The following is a 20668-nucleotide window of genomic DNA, read 5'->3' on the forward strand; positions in this document are numbered from 1 at the left end:
GCGCTTCATCGACCCACCTCGAAGGAGAAGATCTGGATGTTCTGCAGGGCGCCGGCCGACTCGTAGGAGTAGTCGAAGCGCACGTCACGACCCTTCACCGGAAGGCGAAGGCCGAACCCACCCGAGAGACCGACCGGGTTGGTGGTGCCGCGGTTACGGTCGTCGTTGTAGAGGCGCTGGCCGCCACGCACGAACAGGAGGTTCTTGTAGCCGTATTCGGCCGCGATCGCATACTGCGTGCTGAAGTCCGTGGCTTCGTTCACGGCGACCTCGAGGTTCAGCGTGTTGTTGCCGCTGCCCTTGCCGAGCAGCGAGTTCGCCGAGCCCAGGAGATCCGACGCAATCGAGAGACGGAATTCGACCGGGAGTTCCACGCCGGTCGTGTAGAACGACACGCGACGGTTTTCCTGGAAGTTGGTGCGATCCGTCGTGGACACGACACGCGTGAGCAGGGCGCCATTGGCCTTACCGACGGTGCCCACGTTGCTGATCGAGCCACCCACGGTCAGGCCGTAGAGCCCCGTGTTGAACTGCGTGCCGACGTCGGCCGCGACCCACTTGGTCGCGGCATCAGGGATGCCTTCGCCGATGAACTTGACCTGGGCGCCCACCTGCAGGCGGTCAGTCAGGCGCTTGGCGTAGCCGGCGCCGATCACCGTGGAGGTCCACTGGAAGTTGGTGCCACCCAGGCGCTCACCGAACGGATTGGCTTCGGTGGTGCGGAGGATGTCACCGGACGACAGGGTGTTGAAATGCACGCCGAGCACACCGCCGAGGGTGGGCATGCTGATCGCCGCGTAGCTCTGCGCCAGCCCGAGGTCGGCGTAGAGGTTCTGACGGCCTGCCGCGAAGGAGAAGCTCTCGGAGGTGGCGGCACCGGCCGGGTTCACGAACCAGGCCACGGGCCCCTTCACCGAGGAGGCCACCGCACCGGCCATCGCGCCCATGCGGGCGCCCACGTTGAGGTGGAGGAAGTTCGCGCCACGGGTACCCTGACGGTTCGGGGTATCCTGCGGCGTGGGGAGAAGGCCCCCGGGGCCCTGAGCGCGCAACGGCGCGCTCAGGACGAGGGCAAGGGCGCCAGCGGCGCCGAGAAGTCGGGGAAAGTGCATCGCTGCTCCCTTAGCGAATGATCACGAACTTACCGCGATGCACCTGGTTCTTTCCTGCCGAACCGGTCGCAGTGAGCACGTAGAGATAGAGACCCGACGCCAGGTCCACGCCCTCGCGGGAGCGGAGGTTGTACGGCAGGTCACCCGAGGTCGCGTTGTTACCGGCGTACACGAGGTCGCTCTTCGTCCACGTGAGCTCCTGCACGAACTGGCCGGAGACCGTGTAGACGCGGAGGACACCCTCTTCCGGCACGTTCGTGAACGTGATCTTCGGTACCGCGAGTCGGCCACCATCCGTTGCCTCCGCATCGCTGCGGGCGAGGTACGGGTTGGGCACGACCGAGATCTTCGCGAGATCGGCCTTGGTCACTTCGGCCGCCACCGTGTACGGCGTGGCGCGGAGCGACACCACCGAGCGGTTGTCGAAGGTGCGGGTGAGCTCGAACACCTGCTTCCAGTCCTTGTCCGTGGCGAGGTAGCCACCAGCCGAGGACGCGCCGCGGGTGTTGATCGAGAGCGGGTTGCAGCTGACCTGATCGATGCCGTTGGCCGGGCGTACGCCCGTGCCGTTCACGCCGCCCGTACAGGCGACGACGAACTTGTTGAGGCCGATCGAGTCGGCGAGCACCGGCACCGGACGGAACGCGTTGGCACCATCCGCCTGGACGATGATCACGCGATTGCCGGCCACGACGATCGACGAGTCGCGCTCGACCTTCTGCAGCACGATGAGCGTGTCACCGGGCATCCAGAGCGAGTCGGGGACGCTCACGCGGATCGTGTCGCTACCCGAGCCGAGGATGCGCGTGTTGCCGATGCCGCCCTGCGCCAACGTCTGGCGGGCCAGCATGGCGAACTTCACGTCTTCGACACGGTTGCCGCTCGGGTCGGTGAACTTCATGGTGAACGGCACGCGCACACGGACCAGCGGACGCGCCGCCGTGGCCCCAACGAGCGCCGCCACCTGCGCCGACGTTTCGGTGACCGTGGTGGCCTTGGCGGCCACATCGGCGAGCGACGCCGTCACCGCACCCTGCAGGTCCGCCACGGGATCGAGGCGGAACGGGGCGCGCGGGCCCCACGGGTCGGTGAGCCACGTGAGCTCGTACTGACCGCCCTTCACGCGCTTGTTGTTGGCCAGCGCGCCGGTGCCGTTGAACAGCTGCACCGTGGACACCTGCGGCAGGAACTGGCGCGCGTTGGCCTGCAACGTGTCGCCCGGCTTGCGGATGACGAAGTTGCGGTCACGCGTGGAGTTGCCGGCGAGGAGGTCCTGACGGAAGCCCGTGCCGGTGCTGAGCGTGTCGAACGGCACCGCGGTGTAGCCCGGGTACAGCGGCGACGCCGCCTGGTCGCGCTGCTGATTGCCCGCGCGACCCGAGCCGGTGATGAACGGCTGGTTGATCGCGAAGATCGGCCGGTTATTCGACGTGACCCAGATGTAGCCGGGGTACGTGGCGAGGGCGTTGAGCGTGTCCACGAAGACGCGCGCCGACCCGGTCAGGGTGCGGAACGTGCCGGTGAGCAGGTTCGCCCCGTTACGGACCGGGGTGTTGACCGGGGCCGTGAAGAGCTGCTCGCGGGCCACGAAGTTGGTCTCCACCGTACCGGTGGGGCCCACCGCCGCCCGCGGAATCACGTAGCGCGCCGCGATCGTCGTGCTGGTGGCATTCGACAGCGTGTCGATCTGCTTGCGCACAATGAACTGGTTCGCGAACACCAGGCGCGTCGTGCCGCTCACGTCGTTCGACACGTCAGCGATTTCGACGAGCTGCGTCGCGTTGCCCAGCGTGGTGGCCGTGTCGACCTGCGCGTACTTGCGGCCCGCCACGTTGGTGATGGGCGCGTACACCGCGAGCGACGCCGGTCCACTGGTGGCGAACGCCGAGTTGATGGTATCGCGCGGGAAGCCGAAGGCATCCTGCACGTGGGTGATGTAGAGCCCACGGCCGGGGAGCGAGTCGACGATGTTGAAGTGCGCGTCCGAGAAGCCGCGCGTGCGGGTCACGAACACGTAGTTGTACGTGCGGCCCGACGGCAGGTCTTCGGTGAAGCCCGACGACGCCGGCACACCGGCGGCATAGGTCACCGTGGTGAGCGGACGCCACGGGAACGCCGGCACCGCCGCGTCGATGGCGCGGGTCGGCGCCGACACACAGACCGTGGTACCCGCCCCGCTCGAATTCGTGAACGTGTTGCCGCCGTCGCACGACTTGAACACGAACACGCCCGACAGGTTGTCGTTGGCGCGGGCGCGGAGCGAGTCGAGCAGCGTGGGGTTGAGGCGCAGGATCCGGCGCACGGCCGGATCACCCGCGGCCGAGTCGGCCCGCAGCTTGTTGAACAGGCCGATCATGTACGGGTCGACCGGGTTGATCTGCGGGTAGCGCACCACGAGGCGCGCCGCCACGGCCGAGTTGGCCGAGCCGAGCGTAAGCGAGTCACGCAGTTCGGCGCTGGCCACCGTGTACACCGTGGCCGCCTGCCCGTTGGTCGGCGGCGAGTTGGTCACGGCCGGGAAAGCGATCGGCAGCGGGCCCGAGTAGTTGGAGCGGTACGACTCGACCACGCCATCGATCGTGCGCTTGGCCTGAATCGAATCGGCGGCCCACGAGAAGGCCCAGAGGAACTGCGTGGTGTCGCCGGCCTTCAGCTTGAACGGACCGGCGTTGACCGTGCCGAGGATGTTGCCGTACTCGTTGCGGTAGCCACCAGCGATCGTGTCCGAGTACGTCCGCGCGCATCCCCGTGTGCCGCAGGACGGGACGGAGATCGTGTCCTGGATGCCGTCGTTGTTGTAGTCCCAACGGCCGTGGCCCGGCGTGGCGCCCGGCACGAACTTGGGGAACTTCACGCCGGTCGCCGACGTCGGCAGCGATCCCGTCCACTCTTCCGGCGTGAGCATGCCGGTGTAGTTGATGATCGTGAAGTCCGACGGGTTACGCCCATCGAGGAAGTCGTCTTCCTTCGACGCCACGTACCCGAAGCCGGCGCGCGTGGAGCGCGTCATGGCCTGGCTCGCGCGGCCGACCGAGCCCGGATGCGAGTGGTTGTACGTGATCGTGTCGTCGGCGAACGGGCTCGTGGGATTGAAGTACGGGCTGTTCGGGTTGCTGAACGCCTTGTTGCGGATGTCGCCCAGCGGCGACTTGAGCCACGTCATCATCCACACGCCGCTGGCAAAGGCCGCGGTGGCCTCGGCGCAGCCGGCGCCGTTGCTGTTGAGATAGCGGCGCGGGTACGAGGCCGAGCAGTTGCCGCTCGTGCCGCCACGCGCCACGACCATCGTGTTGCTGCTGAAGTCGTGGTAGACCGACACCGCCTGCGGGTTACCGAAGAGGAAGCCCGGGACGGTACCGAAGTACAGCGAGTCGTAGTCGATGCCGGCGCCGTACACGTCGGCCGACTTGTTGACGAGCTGCGCCTGGTAGAACTGCGTGTTACGCGTGGCCGGCGCGGAGAACTGCCAGCTGTCCACGCGGATTTCGAGGCCGAGCGGGTAGCCGGTCTCGAGCGGCGAGCCCGAGCCACCGCGCACCACACTGCCGTAGCGGAGACGCTGCTCGCGGTAGTAGTCGGAGATGAACGCGTAGGTGCTCTGCGTGCCGAGGAAGTTCGTGCGATCGAGACGGGCGCGCGAAATCTTCCAGTCATCCCAGCGGAAGGTGGCCTTGTTCGCGTTGAACGTGTTCAGCCACACCGAGTCGGGGATGGAGAGCTTGCCGTCGAAGCCGAGCGAGCCCCACGTGTCCGGGCAGTCCTTCTGCGCGAGCAGCGAGACGCCGAGCGTGAAGTACATCGACGGATCGGCACGGCATCCCGAGCCGTCCTGCGACGTCACACCGGCAAAGGTCTTGCCGAAGTAGCCGTCAGCAGCGCCCCAGTCACGCTGGCCGGAGACGAGCGTTTCCCAGTACAGGCTCGTGTAGCCGAGCGAGCCGGCCATGTTGTTGATGCCGGGATAGACCGCACGGATCTTCCGGAATTCCGTCGGCGGCGCCGCGCCCACGAAACCCATCTGGAAGAACGGGTAGAAGCTGTTGATCGGCGAGATGATGCGCTGACTGCCGATGATTTCGCCCTGGTTCTGCGACACCGGGCCGCCCTGGCCGGGCAGCGTGGCGCGGAGGTTGCCACCCATGCGCAGCGTGCCGAAGGCGAGATCTTCCGCGGCGAAGAGATCGAACCCGGACTTCTTGATCGGGACCTGCCGGATGGTGCCATCCGGGAGTTCCTCGTTCAGATGATTGACCTGAGCGGGAGCGACACGCTGCGCCTGTACGGCGCCCGGGAGTGCCACCAGCGAGAGCAGCGCCAACGACGCTGCCCAGCGGGTGCCCCGGCCGGTTCGGAGGCCCAGCCGCGTCGGCGGCTGGGTGAGGTGCGAATTGATGCCCATGATGTTGTGACGATCCATGGTCAGAAGGAGACCGAGAGGCCGGTCGCGATGCTGCGGCGGGCGCCGATGTACTCCGGCTGGTCGAACGCCGTCGACGTGTTGTCGCCCGAGTTGCCGATACGACGGTTGGCGAAGTCGCGCAGACCGCCATCGCAGGTGCCCGTGTTGGGGAACACCTGCACGCAGTTGCGACGGTCGAACAGGTTGCTCACGCGGAGGAAACCCGAGTAGCGCAGGTTGCCGATACGGAACGCCTTGTCGAGCAGGAGACCCACATCCTGCGTGGACGGCTGGCGCGCCGAATTGATGTCACCCTGGTTGTTGGTGCCGATGATGCCCACGGCCTGACCGCGGAGCGGCGTGTACGGGATACCCGAGCGGATGCCGTACGTGACCGAGGCGCTCGCATTGCGGAGCGCGCGGCCGAGGTTGAACGGCAGGTCCGGCATGTCGTTCCCCACGCGGTAGAACAGCTGCACGTTGAGGCTCTGCGGCTGGTCCACGTCGGTCAGCGTTTCGACGTTCTGCGCACGGAGCCTTTCGTCGGTACGCGACACTTCGTTGGCACGATCGGGCGGACGCGAGTTGGTGGTGCTGCGCGACAGACCGTAGTTGATGTCGTAGCCCCAGCGGTCCGCGAGACGGCGGCGGAACTGGATTTCCACACCACGCGCCGAGAGGAAGTCGCCATTGACGACGATGTTGTACACGGGGAGTGCCCCAGCGTACGTGCTGCCGATGTCCTGCCCCGCGCGGCTGCTGCGGATACCCGTGAGCCCCGTTTCGGCGCGATTGAACATCGCGACCTGCACAGAGTAGTTGCGACCGATTTCACCGGCGTAGCCCACTTCGAACTGACGCGACTCTTCGAGACGCAGACGCGGATTGCCGACGAACGTCGGGTTGTCGGGCTGCAGGTTCGGCGTGCACTCGGTGGTGCCGGGCTTCACCTGATTGGCGGCGCAGTACTTGTCGGCTGCGCCGGCCACGGTGCCGATACCGGTGTTGCGGTAGGTGTTGCCGTAGAGCGGGACCATCGTGTAGCGGCCCGCGTTGAAGAACACCTGCGACTTCTCCGTCAGCGGGAAGGCGATACCGATACGCGGGCTGAACGCCGTGCGCGCCGGGGATTCGCTGAAGTCGTCGAGCTGGGCGATCGCGGTGGCCGTATCCAGCAGGCGGGCACGCTGCGTCTTGGGGTCGATCGGCGACGCCGCGCAGGCGGCGAGACCGTACGGCTGGCCCTGCGCGTTGAGCATGCTCTTGCCACCCACCGTGGCGCCGTTGCACACCTCGCGCGCCGTGGTGCCGTTGGCCGGGTCGAACGGGTTGGTGAGCGCCTGGCCGCGCGCGCGGCCGTAGTCGAAGCGGCCACCGAGCTTGATCGTGATGAAGTCGTATTCGATCACGCTCTGCACGTACGCGGCGGCTTCGATCGGCTTGCCGCGGTAGACCTGATAGATGTTGTTCTTCAGACCCGACGTGGTCGTCGCGTCCTGCTGCACGTCGCTGTACGTGAAGTCGTGGTTCACGACCTGCACACCAACCTGGAGGTTGTTGTGGTCGGTGACCTGCGACTGGAGGTCGGCACGGACGGTGCGCGTAGTGAACTGCTCACCGCCGTAGACACCCGACGCCACGCCCGAGTAGGGGACGCGATCACAGCCCGTGAACGTACCGCAGATCGACAGGAACGACTGGTCGAAGTTGCCGTACGCGAACGGCCCCGGCACGCAGGTGCCGAGGAAGATCGGGCAGGTGGTACGCTCGAAGTCCGTCTGCGCCACACGCAGCGTGAAGCTGCTGCGGCCGAAACGCTGCTCGAGCGAGCCGATGAACAGGTTGCCCTGGTCGCGCACCGACGGCTGGATGAGGTCGCGCGACTGACGGTTGTCACCGCCGGTCAGGACGAAGAGCGAGTCGGCGCGGTTGTTGACCAGCGCGAGCGGGTCGCCACGATACGCGAAGAAGAAGCGACGGTCGTAGCCACGGTTCTGCCGCTCGGAGCCGAGCGCCGTGAACTTGATCGTCGTGTTATCGAAGGGCAGGAAGGTCAGCTTGGCCGCGACCGAGCTGTTCTGCGAGCCGCCGAACGCCTGCCACCCGGGGATGTAGTCCTTGGTGGAGACGTTGAGTTCGTCAGCGAGCGTGATCGGCGAGTTGGCCGTGTACACGTCGCGGTCGAACTCGAGCACGCGCGCCGCGGCGCTCTGCACCTGACCGGAGATCGAGTAGCGGAGCTTGCCGCTCGTGCCCGGGACCGGTCCCGAAAGGTAGCCGCGGAGCAGGTTGAGCCCGTTGAGCTGGTCCTGCTTGGTGCCGAAGATCGAGCCGGGGAGCGTGGAGTTCTGGAAGTCGATCGAGCCCGAGACTTCCGAACCGCCTTCGCGAATGGCCTGGTTGATGACGCCCGCGAGCGCGTTGCCGTACTGCGGCTCCATCGCACCACGCTGGAAGTCGACCTGCTGCACCGCGAGCGCACCCAGGCTCACGGCGTCGTTGCCGAAGAGCGGGTTGTTGATCGCGATACCGTCGACCATCGACAGCGTGGCACCACCGCGGGAGCCACGCACACGAATGGCCGGCGTGGTGCTACGCTGTTCTTCCGCGAGCGACACGACGGCGGTGTTCTGCGGCACCTCGGTGAAGCCCTGCTGGAGCGCCAGCACACCGGCGATGCTCGTGACCGGCAGTGCGGTGATCTGGTCGGCCGTGATGGTCGTGCGGGAGCCCACCTGACCACGCTCGATGAGCGGGGTCTGCTCGGCCTGCACCGTGATGGCCGCCAGCGTCTGGTTGGAAGCCCGGAGCTTGAAATTCTGCTCGCGCGTCGCGTCGATCGCGATCTGCACGTTCGTCGCATTGACGCTCTGGAAGCCGAGACGACGCGCCTGCACCGTGTACGTGCCGGGGGGCACGTTGATGAGGAAGTAGCGACCTGCCGCGTTCGTATTGGCGCCCAGCGTCGTGCCCTGAATGACCACCGCGACGCCTTCGACAGGCTTGCCGCTTTCCGCGTCGGTCACCACACCGGTCAACTTACCGGTCTGGGCCTCGGCGGCAGTGATCGGCGCGGTCAGGGCTGCGCCGAGGAGCGTCGCGAATAACCACCGACGACGTCCAAGAAACCTCATCTGCTCCTCCGGGAGGGTAGTGCCACGGGACAACGCTCCGTCGCCACGCACCAGCGCATGGATCGGGAACGCCTACAACGCCGAGCCCGCCCAGACCGGCAACCTTTGGGGAAGCGGAGGGTACAGACTCAGCACTGGGATGGACCGGTCACTCGCGGCACGCGCCGGTCCTGAACACACGGGACAGTCCGACAGGAAGACACGCCCCGCGGACCTGCGCTTTACAAGCGCCAGGGTCTTCGGGGTGGTCGTCCTGCCGGTAGGAATTGCGGAGCCGCTAGGGAATGCTCAGCGATGAGCGATCTCTCTGGAAGGCAACGGGGGCAAGCTAGCGAGCGCACCGGCGGTGTCAATGCGGCCCGCCGCCGAAGGTGGGACGAAGCGGGTCCGTACCGTCCGCGGCCAAGAGCATCGCCCTTGGCCGCCTCGTCCTGCTTACCGCACCCTCGATCGGTAGGTTCTCGACAGCCGTAGCGTCGACCCATTCCCGAGGACCAGCAGCCCGTCGCCCCCCGGCAGCGGGCTCATTTCCCGGACGCGGTCCATATTGACCACGATGCGGCGGTGGATGCGCACGAATTGGCGTGGGTCGAGCGCCGACTCGATAGCCGAGATCGTGCCGCGCGTGCGGAAGGTCACCGCGCCGGCATGCACACGGATATAGTTGCCGTCCGCCTCGAACCAGTCCACATCGGCCAGCGGCACGAACCGGGTGCGCCGTCCTTCGCGCACCAGCACCCGCAGCGGGCGGTCCTCGCTCGCCCCGCGGCCACCGTCTTCCTGCGACAGGTCCAGCACCCCGTCCTCATGCGCGTCGCGCACGCGCGCCATCCGGGCGTCCAGGCCGCGCACGCCCCCGCGGGACGGGGCGGTGGGGATCAGCGTCCCCGTACTCGCGCCGCCCGTCTGACGCCGGCGCTTGCCCGCGTCGGCCCCTTGGCCGATGCCCAAGGCGCTCTGCCTCGCGCCGAACAGCGCCGTGAGGTCGACGCCGCCCGCCTGGCTCGCTTCGCTGAGCAGCCGCTGCAGCTCGTCGGCCGTCCGCAGCAGCGCCAGCTGCAGCACCTGCTGGCGCGCCCGCGTGAGCGCCTCCTGCAGCCGTCCGGGCCCCGCCGGCCACAGCACGAAATCCGTGGCGTGGAGGTCGAACGCCGTCACCGCCTCGTCTTCCTTCGTGCCCACAAACACCACGCCAACGGGACGCTGACCGGCGGCGAGGTCGCGCACGAACGCAAAGCCGGACCCATCGGCAAAGGTGGCGTCCACGAGGGCGATATCGGGCACGGGGGCTGCAAGCGCCGCCAAAGCGGCACGACGATCGGGCGCCTGCCCGAGAACGATCAGGTCCAGCGATGAGGCCACGCTCGACAGTTGCGCGAGCAGGGGACCAGGAAGCTGACCGAGAACCGCAACACGGAGTGACATGGATCGAAGAGGGGGCGCGAGCAGGCACGCTGCGTACGGCACCGTGCGGTGGGCGGCACGGTGCCGCCGCTCCTGTCACTGCTACGCACAGACGGCGAGGACGTTGCACTGAGCGCCCGCCACGTGATGAACGTGACCACACGCGGGATGAGTGGTGCCCGCTCAGTACGCTTCGTCCCGTGAAACGGACAAACGCCCGCGGTGCGTCAGCACCTCGGGCGTTCGTGTCAATTCGATGGCATTCGTCCGGTCGTCGCGGTGGCTCATCGGGCACCGTCCTGCACGAAGAGCCCCGCGGCGACACTCGCGCCGTGTGAGGCGGACCTCACGAGGGGCGCGGACCTTCCGCACACCGACCGTCGGCAACGCCGGCGGCGGTGTGCGCTCGTTCTATTGGGTCAGGCCGCGGTCGCCTGTTCCGTCACCACACGCACGGCGTCGTCCACCACCTGTAGGAAGCCGCCGTCCACCTGGAAGCGCTGCTCCCCGTCGGCCGTGTCCACGCGCAGCGTGCCGCGGCCCAGCAGCGTCATCAGCGGCGCGTGCATCGGCAGGATGCCCACCTCGCCGTCGAACGCCGGGGCGATCACCCCGCGCGCCGTGCCTTCGTACAGCACGCGCTCGGGGGAGATCACCGACACCTTGAGATCGGCCACGGATCAGCCCTGAAGCTTCTTCGCGTTCGCCACCACGTCTTCCACGCCGCCGGCCATGAAGAAGGCCTGCTCGGGAAGCCCGTCGAACTCGCCGGCGCAGATGCGCTCGAAGCTGGAGATCGTCTCCTCGAGCTTCACGTACTTGCCGGGAATGCCCGTGAACTGCTCGGCCACCGCGAACGGCTGCGACATGAAGCGCTGGAGGCGACGCGCACGGCCGACGATCTTCTTGTCGTCTTCCGAGAGCTCGTCCATGCCGAGAATCGCGATGATGTCCTGCAGTTCCTTGTACCGCTGCAGGATGCGCTGCGTGGTCGTGGCCGCGTTGTAGTGACGTTCGCCCACGTACTGCGCGTCGAGGATGCGCGACGTCGAGTCGAGCGGGTCCACGGCAGGGTAGATGCCGAGCTCGGTGATCTTACGGTTGAGCACGACCGTGGCGTCGAGGTGCGCGAACGCCGTCGCCGGCGCCGGGTCCGTGAGGTCGTCAGCGGGCACGTAGATGGCCTGCACCGACGTGATGGAACCGTTGCGCGTGGAGGTGATGCGCTCCTGCAACTCACCCATTTCCGTGGCCAGCGTGGGCTGGTATCCCACGGCCGACGGCATGCGGCCCAGCAGCGCCGACACTTCCGATCCGGCCTGCGTGAAGCGGAAGATGTTGTCGACGAACACCAGCACGTCGGCGTTCTCCTGGTCGCGGAAATACTCGGCGACCGTCAGCCCCGCGAGCGCCACGCGCAGACGCGCTCCCGGCGGCTCGTTCATCTGGCCGTAGATCAGCGCGACCTTGTCGAGAATGCCCGCTTCCTGGAACTCGAGGTAGAGGTCGTTCCCTTCGCGCGTGCGCTCACCCACGCCGCAGAACACGGACTTCCCGCCGTGGCCCTTCGCGACGTTGTTGATAAGCTCCTGAATGATGACCGTCTTGCCCACGCCGGCGCCGCCGAAGAGACCGATCTTGCCACCCTTCACGAACGGGGCGACGAGGTCGACGACCTTGATGCCCGTTTCGAAGACTTCCGTCTTGGGCTCGAGGTTCACGAAGTCGGGGCGCTTGCGATGGATCGGCCAACGCTCGGCGTTCGCCGGAATGGGCGCGCCGTCGTCAACCGGATCGCCGAGCACGTTGAGGATGCGGCCGAGAGCCGGGGCGCCCACGGGCACCGTGATGGCGCTCCCGGTGTCGACCACGTCCATGCCGCGCGTGATGCCGTCGGTCGACGACATGGCGACGGCACGCACCTGGTTCCGGCCGATGTGCTGCTGCACTTCGGCGGTCACCTGAATCTTCTGACCGTCGGGCGTGATCGCCGAGACGGTGACGGCGTTGTAGAGCTCGGGCAGGTGATCGTTCTCGAAGGCCACGTCGATGACGGGGCCGATAACCTGAACGATCTTGCCGACAGTGGTCGGCGCGGCAGTGGTAGCCATGAGTGCGTACTGGATATGGTGAAACGTCAGCCCTGCAGTGCCGATGCACCGCCGACGATTTCGGCGATTTCCTGCGTGATCTGCGCCTGACGCGCCGAGTTGTACGTGCGCTTGAGCAGCTGCAGCATCTCGGTCGCGTTGTCGGTGGCGTTCTTCATGGCCGTCCGACGCGCGCCCTGCTCACCGGCCGCCGTTTCCACGAGGGCACGGTAGATCGTGTTGCGCACGTAGAGTGGCAACAACGCTTCGAGGATCTCGGTGGCCGATGGCGCGAGGATGAAATCGCGCGCGACCGCCGAGCCTCCGGTCGACGACGGCGCCACGACCGGCAGCACCTGTTCGGTGGCCGGGGGCGTGGACAGCGCCGACTTGTACTTCGCATACGTGATGTAGACGGCATCGAGGTCGCCCGCCGCGTAGCGCGTCATGAGGGCGTCGATGAGCGAGGCCGCGTCGGCCGACGTGGGACGATCGCCGATGTCGGCGCGCGCGCCCGCGAGCGTGCGTCCGAGGTACTTGTAGAAGCCGATGCCCTTGCGCCCCACCACGTGGAGCTCCACGGATACGCCCTTCCCTTCCCACTCCGCGAGTCGTGCACGCGACTCACGAAGCAGGTTGGTATTGAACGCACCGCAGAGTCCGCGATTGGCGGTCAGCACCACGAGGGCCGCGCGCTTGACCTGCGCGGGGCGACGGAGCAGCGGAAACTGCTCCGCGAGCTCCGGCGTGTACACGTGCGACAGCACCTCGCCGAGCGCCAGCGCGTAGGGACGCGCCGCACTCACGCGGTCTGCCGCGCGCTTCATCTTGGAAGTGGCCACCATCTCCATCGTGCGCGTGATCTTGCGCGTGTTCTCGACGGACTTGATGCGCCCCTTCAGTTCGCGGCCCTTGGCCATGAGTCAGTTACCCTGGTCTCAGGCGGCGAACGACGTCGTGTACTGCTCGATCGCGCGCTTCAGCTCCGCCTCGGCGTCCTTCGCGAGGGCCTTGCTGGTGCGCATGCCGTCGAGGATCTGCGGGAACTGCGCGCGCAGGTACTCGAGGAAGCCCTTCTCCCACGCCCGCACCTTGCCGGTGTCGATGGCGTCGAGGAAGCCGTTGGTCACCGCGTAGATCACGGCCACCTGCTCTTCGAACGGGAGCGGCTGGTACTGGCCCTGCTTGAGGATTTCGACGGTGCGCGCACCGCGCTCGAGCTGGCGCTTGGTGGCGGCGTCGAGGTCCGACGCGAACGCCGCGAACGCTTCGAGTTCGCGGAACTGCGCGAGGTCGAGGCGGAGACGGCCGGCCACGCCCTTCATGGCCTTCGTCTGCGCCGACCCACCGACGCGCGACACCGAGATGCCCACGTTCACGGCCGGGCGGATGCCGGCGTTGAACAGGTCCGTCTCGAGGAAGATCTGGCCGTCGGTGATCGAGATGACGTTCGTCGGAATGTACGCCGACACGTCACCGGCCTGCGTTTCGATGATCGGCAGCGCGGTGAGGGAGCCGCCCGGCTTCAGGATGTGCTTCCCATCGACCACGCCCTCGTCTTCGCGCAGCTTGGCGGCGCGCTCGAGGAGACGGCTGTGGAGATAGAACACGTCACCCGGGTACGCTTCGCGGCCCGGCGGACGACGCAGCACGAGCGAGAGCTGACGATACGCGGCGGCCTGCTTGGAGAGGTCGTCGTACACGCACAGCGTGGGCTTGCCCTCGTTGTACATGAAGTACTCGGCCATCGAGCAGCCCGAGTAGGGCGCGATGTAGAGCATGGGCGCCGGATCGGACGCCGAGGCGGCGACGATGATGGTGTACTCGAGCGCGCCGGACTGGCGCAGCTTCTCGACCACCGAGGCGATCGTGGACGCCTTCTGGCCGATGGCGACGTACACGCAAATGACGCCCTGGCCCTTCTGGTTGATGATCGTGTCGATCGCGACGGCCGTCTTGCCGGTCGACCGGTCACCGATGATGAGTTCGCGCTGGCCACGACCGATCGGGATCATCGAGTCGATGGCCTTGATCCCCGTCTGGAGGGGCTCCTTCACGGGCTGACGCACGATGATGCCCGGCGCCGGCGATTCGACCTTGCGGAAGTGGGTCGCGCGGATCTCGCCGAGCCCGTCGATCGGACGGCCAAGGGGATCGACGACGCGGCCGATGAGCTCCGGGCCGACCGGCACTTCGAGCACGCGCGCGGTGCGACGGACTTCGTCGCCTTCCTTGAGCTGCAGGTAGTCACCCAGGATGACGGCGCCGATGTTGTCCTCTTCGAGGTTCAGCGCCATGCCGGTGATGATCTGCTTCGTCTCCGACGACGTGAACTCGAGCATTTCGCCGGCCATGCACTTGCCGAGGCCGTAAATGCGGGCGATGCCGTCCTTCACTTCGAGGACGGTACCGACTTCCTCAACGTTGAGATCGGCAAGGTCGGCGGCCTCGATCTCACGGAGGAGGATGTCCTTGATTTCGCCGGGACGCAGGGCGGTCTGGGTGGCCATGATGCTGGGCGTTTTATGCGTGGACGACTGCGATGAATGCAGCGGAAAACTCGGGAGATGCAACAATTCGGGTACAGCTTGTGAAAATTATCACAAGGGGGCTGACTGGGGCAACCCGCAAATGGTGGGGACTGACGGAATCCGGGTGGCGCGTGCCTACCCAGCGGCCTCGTCGTCCCCGCCGCTGGCATAACGGCTGAACCGCTCCAGCAGATCCATCGCCCGCAGGCGGGACAGGCTCGAGGCCTTCGCCCCCACCAGCCGCTGGGTGGTGCTCGACAGGTGCGACGAGCTGGCGAACCCCAGCACCTCGGCGACGTCGCGCACGTCGTAGCCGCTGTTCTTGGACAGCTCCGCCGCGGCGAGCACCCGCACCAGATCGATCACCTTCTTGAGCGTGGGCGCCTGCCCCGTGGCGAAGCTGCGGGAGAGGTGCTCTCGCGACACGCTGAGCTCCTTCGCCAGCTGGTCGGTGCGCACCGGACGGCCGGCCCGCTTGACCACGCTCTGCCACACGGCGACCTGCAGCGGCGTGGCCAGATGCAGCAGTGGCGGCGGCACCGCGAGCGCCCGCTCGAAGCGGGGGGAGAACGCGCGGCGCAACACCAGATCACGCGCGACCGCATCGTCCACGCCTTCGACGAGAATGTCGCACACGCCCGCCTCGGCGGCCCGCGCCAGCAGCGGCGTGTCGGCGGGCAGCAGCGTGGTGACCACCACGAAGGGCACGCTCGAGAACTCGTCGGCGCGGGCGATCAGCTTGTGCGCGTCGTCGCCGGCACCGGCGTCGATAATCACCGCATCGACCAGCTCCTTCACCAGCTGGGATTCGACGTCGGCGGCGCTCTTGGCGGCCACCACGTGCGCGCGCCGGCGCGGAAACGCGGCCCGCACCATCGCCCGAGCGCGGTCACGCTTGAGCAACGTGACAACGCACGGCATCGCGGAGGACGACGTATCGCTGCTGCGCGACGCGGAAGCGGATGTGCGTGCCACGGTCACGCGTCGGCTGGACGGGTCAGGTGCACGCGCGGCACCGCGGGGCGCGGGGCGCCGGCGGGGTCGATGTTCACATCCACGCCCTGCACCATCGCATGCGCACGCAGCAGCACGTCACGGGCATTCGCGTACGACACCAGCTGCGTGGCCTCGTCGAAGCTCGCCCACCGGCAGGCCGTGATCCCCTCGGTGTGCTGGGGCGTGGTCTCCTCCGTCTCGGTGCGCATGAGGAAGAAGTGACACACCTTGTGCACGAGCTTCCCGCGGAAGCGGAAAAACCAGTCGATGGTGTCGATCTCGCCGTCGAGCATCACCTGGACCAGCCCGGTCTCCTCCTGGACCTCGCGCACCGCGGCCGCGTCGGGCGCCTCGTTCGACTCGAGGTGCCCCTTGGGGAAGCCCCAATTCTTGTAGCTGTCGCGGATGAGCAGGAACATCGGCTCACCATCCTGCAACCGATACACGACGCCCCCCGCGGACGTTTCGAGCTTCGCGCGGGGTCGCCGGTGAGGGTCGCGGGGGGGCATGGGCATCGTGGCGGACGAGCCGAGTTCAGCCGTGGGCCCGCGTGGGCACATCGGCCGGCAGGCTGCCCGGCAGCCCCGCCACGATCGGCGTGTGGTCGTCCACGTCGGCCCGCCCCTCGATGAACTGGCGCACGAGGGGATCGGTGCTGTGCTGGATCTCGTCGACGGTGCCGACGGCCCGGACGGTCCCCTCGTACAGCATGGCGATACGCGTGCCCACGGTGTAGGCGCTGCGCATGTCGTGCGTGATCACGATACCGGTCACGCCGAGCTGCTCGCGCATGCGGACCATGAGCTGGTCGATGGTGGCCGAGGTGACCGGGTCGAGCCCCGTGGTCGGTTCGTCGTAGAGGATGTACTTGGGGCGCAGCGCGATGGCGCGGGCGATGCCCACGCGCTTGCGCATGCCGCCGGAGAGCTCGGCCGGCATACGGTGCTGCACGTCGGGGAGGTCGACCAGGCGCAGCGCTTCGTCCACCCGCGTGGTGATCTCGGCCTCGGTGAGCTGCCCCTGCTTGCGGAGCCCCATGGCCACGTTCTCGCCGATGGTCATCGAGTCGAAGAGCGCGGCGAACTGGAACACGTACCCGATGCTGCCGCGGAGCGCGTAGAGATCGGTCCGGGAGAGCTGATCGACGTGCTTGCCGTCGACCCACACTTCACCCTCGTCGGGCTCGAGGAGCCCGACGATGTGCTTGATCGCCACGGACTTGCCGGTCCCCGAATAGCCGATGATGACCATGGTCTCACCCTCTTTCACTGTGAGGGAGAAGCCGCGGAGCACCTTTTTGGGGCCGAAAGCCTTGTGAACGTTCTTGAACTCGATCATCGGATCACAAATATGATACGGTGCAGCAAATGTGGCTAGTTCCGGAGCCACCCGAAACACAAAACCCGAACCCATGACCCGGAACTGATCGGTTCCGGGTCTCGCGTTCGGGTTTCGGTTTTGGGTCACTGGCGGCCGCGCGGAGGCGGCCGGGCACTACTTACGCCGCGAAGCTGCTCAGCGCGCGTCCGACATCGCCTTCACGGAGGCGCTTGAGGGCCCGGTCACGGAGCTGACGTACGCGCTCACGGGTAACGCCAAGCATGGAGCCGATTTCCTCGAGCGTGTGTTCGCGGCCGCCTTCGAGTCCGAAGTAGAGGCGCAGCACCTTGGCATCGCGGGGCGGCAGCGTGGAGAGCGCCTGCTCGATTTCGTCGGTGAGGAAGCGGTTCATCGCTTCCTCTTCGGTGTCGGGCATCTCGTCGGCCACGAAGCGCTCGATCAGCGAGCGATCGCCGTCCGGATCCATGGGGGCATCGAGACGCACGTCGCCGGTGTTGAGCGCGGCGAGCGACTGCACCACGTCGACCGAGAGACCGGTGACCTGGGCGAGCTCCTCGGGGGAGGGCTCACGACGCAGCTTCTGACGGAGGATTTCCGACGCCTTGATGATGCGCGAGAGGTCGGCGGTGCGGTTGAGCGGCACGCGCACGGTGCGCCCCTGGCGCGCCAGCGACGACAGGATCGCCTGACGGATCCACCACACGGCGTACGAGATGAACTTGACGCCCTGATCGGGATCGAACTTCCGCGCGGCCGTGAGGAGGCCGACGTTGCCTTCGCCGATCAGGTCGATCAGCGGGAGGCCGCGGTTCTGGTACTTCTTGGCGACCGAGATGACGAAGCGAAGGTTGCGCTTCACCAGCTCCTGAAGGGCATCCTGGTCACCGGCGCGGATCTTCTTGGCCAGCTCGATTTCTTCCGCGGCCTTGAGGAGCGGATAGGTCGAGACCTCGTAGAGGTACTGGTCGAGAATGTCGCGTTCCGGTTCGCTGGGCGCGATGCCCGCGGGGGCCGCACGACGGCGCTTCCGCTTGACTTCAGTCATGGTGTGCTATGCAACCTCGGGATGGGACATCATCCCTGCAAGAAGAAACTGAGGAGAACAGCCATCCGGGGGTTCGGCTGGCCTAGCAGCGGCGCCGGCACACGCCCCGGATCCGGTTCGTGATGACTTTCCACCGAGTTTCGGTAGCAAGCACAACGAAACGGGGGGAGCCTTGCAAGATACGCTGCGCGAGGGGAATCGCCAGTGCGAATTCTCGGACTCTGCTTGACGACGGACATACACCTGACTAGACTGCGCGGTTCCTGAGACCCTGCTGCACGACGCCGACGACGTGAAGGCGACGCGGGTGGCGGTGGAAGGGAAAACCGGGGCCGTAGCTCAGTTGGGAGAGCGCTTGAATGGCATTCAAGAGGTCAGGGGTTCGATTCCCCTCGGCTCCATGCCCCGGTCGGCACAAATCAGTCGTTGCGGGTCAACGCTGAACCGTGCTGGGCGGTTTCCTCCGACGTGCGTGGAGGGGCAGTACGCGGGAATAGCTCAGTTGGTAGAGCACAACCTTGCCAAGGTTGGGGTCGCGGGTTCGAGTCCCGTTTCCCGCTCTGTGGTATCGATGTCGGGGGTCGTTAGCTCAGTTGGTTAGAGCGCCACGTTGACATCGTGGAGGTCACAAGTTCGAGTCTTGTACGACCCACTGCAGGTGCAGGTCCCTCGGTGAAAAAGGGCGGTCGAAGCAGTAGCGACGAACGCCGTGGTTCACTAGGTTGCTGGTCCTTCGCTTCACGGCGGAGGGAAGTGCGGTAGGATGGTGCAGGTCAGGATCCGTCGCGCCTGTAGCTCAATTGGATAGAGCATCTGACTACGGATCAGAAGGTTGGAGGTTCGAGTCCTTCCAGGCGCATGTGTTGGGCAGTAGGTGCACCAGAATACCGCACGGGGCGTAGCTTAGCCCGGTAGAGCGCCTGCTTCGGGAGCAGGAGGTCGCTGGTTCAAATCCAGTCGCCCCGACTGAGAATAGAGCAGTGTACAAAAACGCCAACTCGTTGAACATCAACGAGTTGGCGTTTTTGCGTCGCGTCTCGGTCCCGTTCGGGTCCGCAGCGATGACCGCGCGCCAATTGTCAGCCCCCCGGGTCATCGTACTCGCTCACCCTTGTCGCCCGGACGTCCGGGCAGGAGTTCCAATGCGAATGTCTTGCGGCACGCTGAAGATGGGCACCCTGGGGCTGGGCCTCATGCTGCTGGCCACCGCCCACGCCCGCGCCCAGTCGGTGCGGTGCTCGTCCGATGTGCTCGGTACCACCACCTACACCCGCTGCTCGGACGGGACACGGTCAACGGCCGACCGGGTCGGTTCCACCACGTACATCCGCGACAACACCGGCCGGCGCGCGACGCTCGATGAGATCGGCACCTCGTCGTACTACCGCGACAATCAGGGGACGCGCGGCTCCTGGGATACGTACGGGACGTCGTCGAGTTATCGCGACAACCAGGGCACGCGCGGTACACTCGACCGCTACGGCAACTCGTCGTACTACCGGGACAATCAGGGGACGCGCGCGACGATCGATGCCTACGGAACGTCGAGCAGCACGCGGATCACGTCGCCGAGCCGCTCGTCACCGTACGACGCGATCGTGAGGCCGAAGCCTGCGGCGAAGCCGATCTGGCCGTAAGGGCGTACCGCCGGAGACCATCCGTCAGCGTGTCCGCCGGCGGATGGCCTCCAGCATCGCCACGTCCGGTACCTCCTCATCGCGGATAGAGCAGGACCGGAGCGGTGCGCTCGGCCCAGGCGGGTGCGCTCGTCCATCCCGTTGCCGAGGCGCCCAGCGAGGGCCCCCCGACGACCGACGCCGCCTGCAGTGCCGTGGCCACCCGGGCATCACCGATCAGACGTGCCAGATGATCCTCCCCCTGCGGGTTCGCCGCCGTGGGGTAACGTGCCCACGCGAAGGATTCGGGGTGGGTGGCCATCACCTCCGCGAGAAGCGTGAGCCCCCAGGCGACCGGCCGGACGCTGCGGGCCACCACCTCGGCGAGATCGCGGTCGTCCGCCACGGCCAGCTCGAACCGCACCCCATGACAGGCCTCCTGCGCGTGCGGGCCCTGCGCCGGAGTGAACCGGCATGGGTGTACCCGGAGAGGCGAACACCGCGCCGCGTCATGCGCCAGGTGCGGCGTCAGGGCGTCGATCAATCGCCCGCTATCGAGCCAGGGGGCACCAACCTGCGCAAAGGGAGTGGCCGTGCCGCGGCCGACGCTCAGGTTGGTGGCCTCGAAGAGACAGGTGCCGGGATACCAGATCGCGCTCGTGAACGAGGGCATGGCTGGCGAGGTGGCAACCCAGCGGCACCCGGTGGCCGGCCAGGCGCCGGTCGCGTCGTACCCGCGGCACGTCATCACGTGGAGCTCCAGCTCCGGGACGTGCTCGCGCTGCCAGAGCCGGGCGAGCTCGCCGAGGGTGAGGGAGTGACGCACCGGGACATCGTCTTCACCAATGAACGACCGACAGTCGGGCTGCAGCATCGGTCCCTCGGCGCTGGCGATCACCCCGCTGAGCGGATTGGGGCGATCGAGCACCATGAGCGGGACGCGGGCCTCGCCACACGCGTGCACGAGATGCCAGAGCGTCCAGGCATAGGTGTAGAACCG

At 67.0% G+C, this 20668-nt stretch carries 14 protein-coding genes and 5 tRNA genes; 6 read left to right on the top strand and 13 right to left on the bottom strand.

The genetic code is table 11. From position 1 onward, the window contains the following. Positions 1-5: 5 nt before the first annotated feature. The 12 genes from ACIQ51_RS09455 to ACIQ51_RS09510 all read right to left on the bottom strand — a co-directional run bounded on the left by ACIQ51_RS09455 (position 6) and on the right by ACIQ51_RS09510 (position 18052). Positions 6-1112, bottom strand: coding sequence for a PorV/PorQ family protein (locus tag ACIQ51_RS09455; protein ID WP_396204797.1), 1107 nt, complete (start codon positions 1110-1112; stop codon positions 6-8). A 10-nt stretch (positions 1113-1122) separates the two neighbouring features. Continuing rightward, entirely contained in the window at positions 1123-5529 is a 4407-nt protein-coding gene (locus tag ACIQ51_RS09460) for a hypothetical protein (protein ID WP_396204798.1), read from the bottom strand. Between the two features lie 2 nt (positions 5530-5531). Next, on the bottom strand, positions 5532-8645 hold the full coding sequence (locus tag ACIQ51_RS09465) for a carboxypeptidase regulatory-like domain-containing protein (RefSeq protein ID WP_396204799.1): 3114 nt from the start codon (positions 8643-8645) through the stop codon (positions 5532-5534). A gap of 435 nt (positions 8646-9080) precedes the next feature. Beyond that, complete coding sequence (locus tag ACIQ51_RS09470) at positions 9081-10070, bottom strand: LytR/AlgR family response regulator transcription factor (protein WP_396204800.1); 990 nt, start codon at positions 10068-10070, stop codon at positions 9081-9083. A gap of 398 nt (positions 10071-10468) precedes the next feature. Beyond that, the gene (gene atpC, locus ACIQ51_RS09475) at positions 10469-10726 is read right to left on the bottom strand and encodes an ATP synthase F1 subunit epsilon (RefSeq protein ID WP_396204801.1); all 258 of its coding nucleotides are present in this window, start codon (positions 10724-10726) and stop codon (positions 10469-10471) included. 3 nt (positions 10727-10729) lie between these two features. After that, the gene (gene atpD / locus ACIQ51_RS09480; RefSeq protein WP_396204802.1) at positions 10730-12160 is read right to left on the bottom strand and encodes a F0F1 ATP synthase subunit beta; all 1431 of its coding nucleotides are present in this window, start codon (positions 12158-12160) and stop codon (positions 10730-10732) included. A gap of 26 nt (positions 12161-12186) precedes the next feature. Continuing rightward, positions 12187-13059 (bottom strand): ATP synthase F1 subunit gamma, encoded by an 873-nt coding sequence (gene atpG / locus ACIQ51_RS09485; RefSeq protein ID WP_396204803.1) that lies wholly within the window; start codon positions 13057-13059, stop codon positions 12187-12189. Positions 13060-13077: 18 nt separating this feature from the next. Beyond that, positions 13078-14649: a F0F1 ATP synthase subunit alpha gene (gene atpA, locus ACIQ51_RS09490; RefSeq protein WP_396204804.1), complete on the bottom strand. Its 1572-nt coding sequence runs from the start codon at positions 14647-14649 to the stop codon at positions 13078-13080. 156 nt (positions 14650-14805) lie between these two features. Beyond that, entirely contained in the window at positions 14806-15591 is a 786-nt protein-coding gene (locus ACIQ51_RS09495; protein ID WP_396204805.1) for a helix-turn-helix domain-containing protein, read from the bottom strand. 56 nt (positions 15592-15647) lie between these two features. Beyond that, positions 15648-16226, bottom strand: coding sequence for an NUDIX hydrolase (locus tag ACIQ51_RS09500; RefSeq protein WP_396204806.1), 579 nt, complete (start codon positions 16224-16226; stop codon positions 15648-15650). Then, positions 16201-17004, bottom strand: coding sequence for an ABC transporter ATP-binding protein (locus ACIQ51_RS09505; protein ID WP_396204807.1), 804 nt, complete (start codon positions 17002-17004; stop codon positions 16201-16203). The genes ACIQ51_RS09500 and ACIQ51_RS09505 overlap by 26 nt, the downstream gene beginning before the upstream one ends. A 160-nt stretch (positions 17005-17164) precedes the next feature. Next, on the bottom strand, positions 17165-18052 hold the full coding sequence (locus ACIQ51_RS09510; protein WP_012682199.1) for an RNA polymerase sigma factor RpoD/SigA: 888 nt from the start codon (positions 18050-18052) through the stop codon (positions 17165-17167). 328 nt (positions 18053-18380) lie between these two features. On the opposite strand from ACIQ51_RS09510, the gene ACIQ51_RS09515 reads away from it, so the two are divergent. The 6 genes from ACIQ51_RS09515 to ACIQ51_RS09540 all read left to right on the top strand — a co-directional run bounded on the left by ACIQ51_RS09515 (position 18381) and on the right by ACIQ51_RS09540 (position 19689). Further along, positions 18381-18453, top strand: a tRNA-Ala gene (locus tag ACIQ51_RS09515). Positions 18454-18539: 86 nt separating this feature from the next. Beyond that, positions 18540-18612, top strand: a tRNA-Gly gene (locus ACIQ51_RS09520). Positions 18613-18630: 18 nt separating this feature from the next. Then, a tRNA-Val gene (locus ACIQ51_RS09525) sits at positions 18631-18704 on the top strand. Between the two features lie 133 nt (positions 18705-18837). Beyond that, positions 18838-18911, top strand: a tRNA-Arg gene (locus tag ACIQ51_RS09530). A gap of 33 nt (positions 18912-18944) precedes the next feature. After that, positions 18945-19018 (top strand) — tRNA-Pro (locus tag ACIQ51_RS09535). A 182-nt stretch (positions 19019-19200) separates the two neighbouring features. Further along, positions 19201-19689 carry a hypothetical protein gene (locus ACIQ51_RS09540; protein ID WP_396204808.1) on the top strand — a complete coding sequence of 163 codons (489 nt, stop codon included), beginning with the start codon at positions 19201-19203 and terminating at the stop codon, positions 19687-19689. Between the two features lie 76 nt (positions 19690-19765). Here the strand turns inward: ACIQ51_RS09540 and ACIQ51_RS09545 are convergent. Beyond that, positions 19766-20668: exo-beta-N-acetylmuramidase NamZ domain-containing protein (locus ACIQ51_RS09545; RefSeq protein WP_396204809.1), on the bottom strand; the 903-nt coding region annotated here is incomplete at its 5' end.

The sequence above is a fragment of the Gemmatimonas sp. genome (assembly GCF_044344655.1).
Classification (GTDB): Bacteria; Gemmatimonadota; Gemmatimonadetes; order Gemmatimonadales; family Gemmatimonadaceae; genus Gemmatimonas.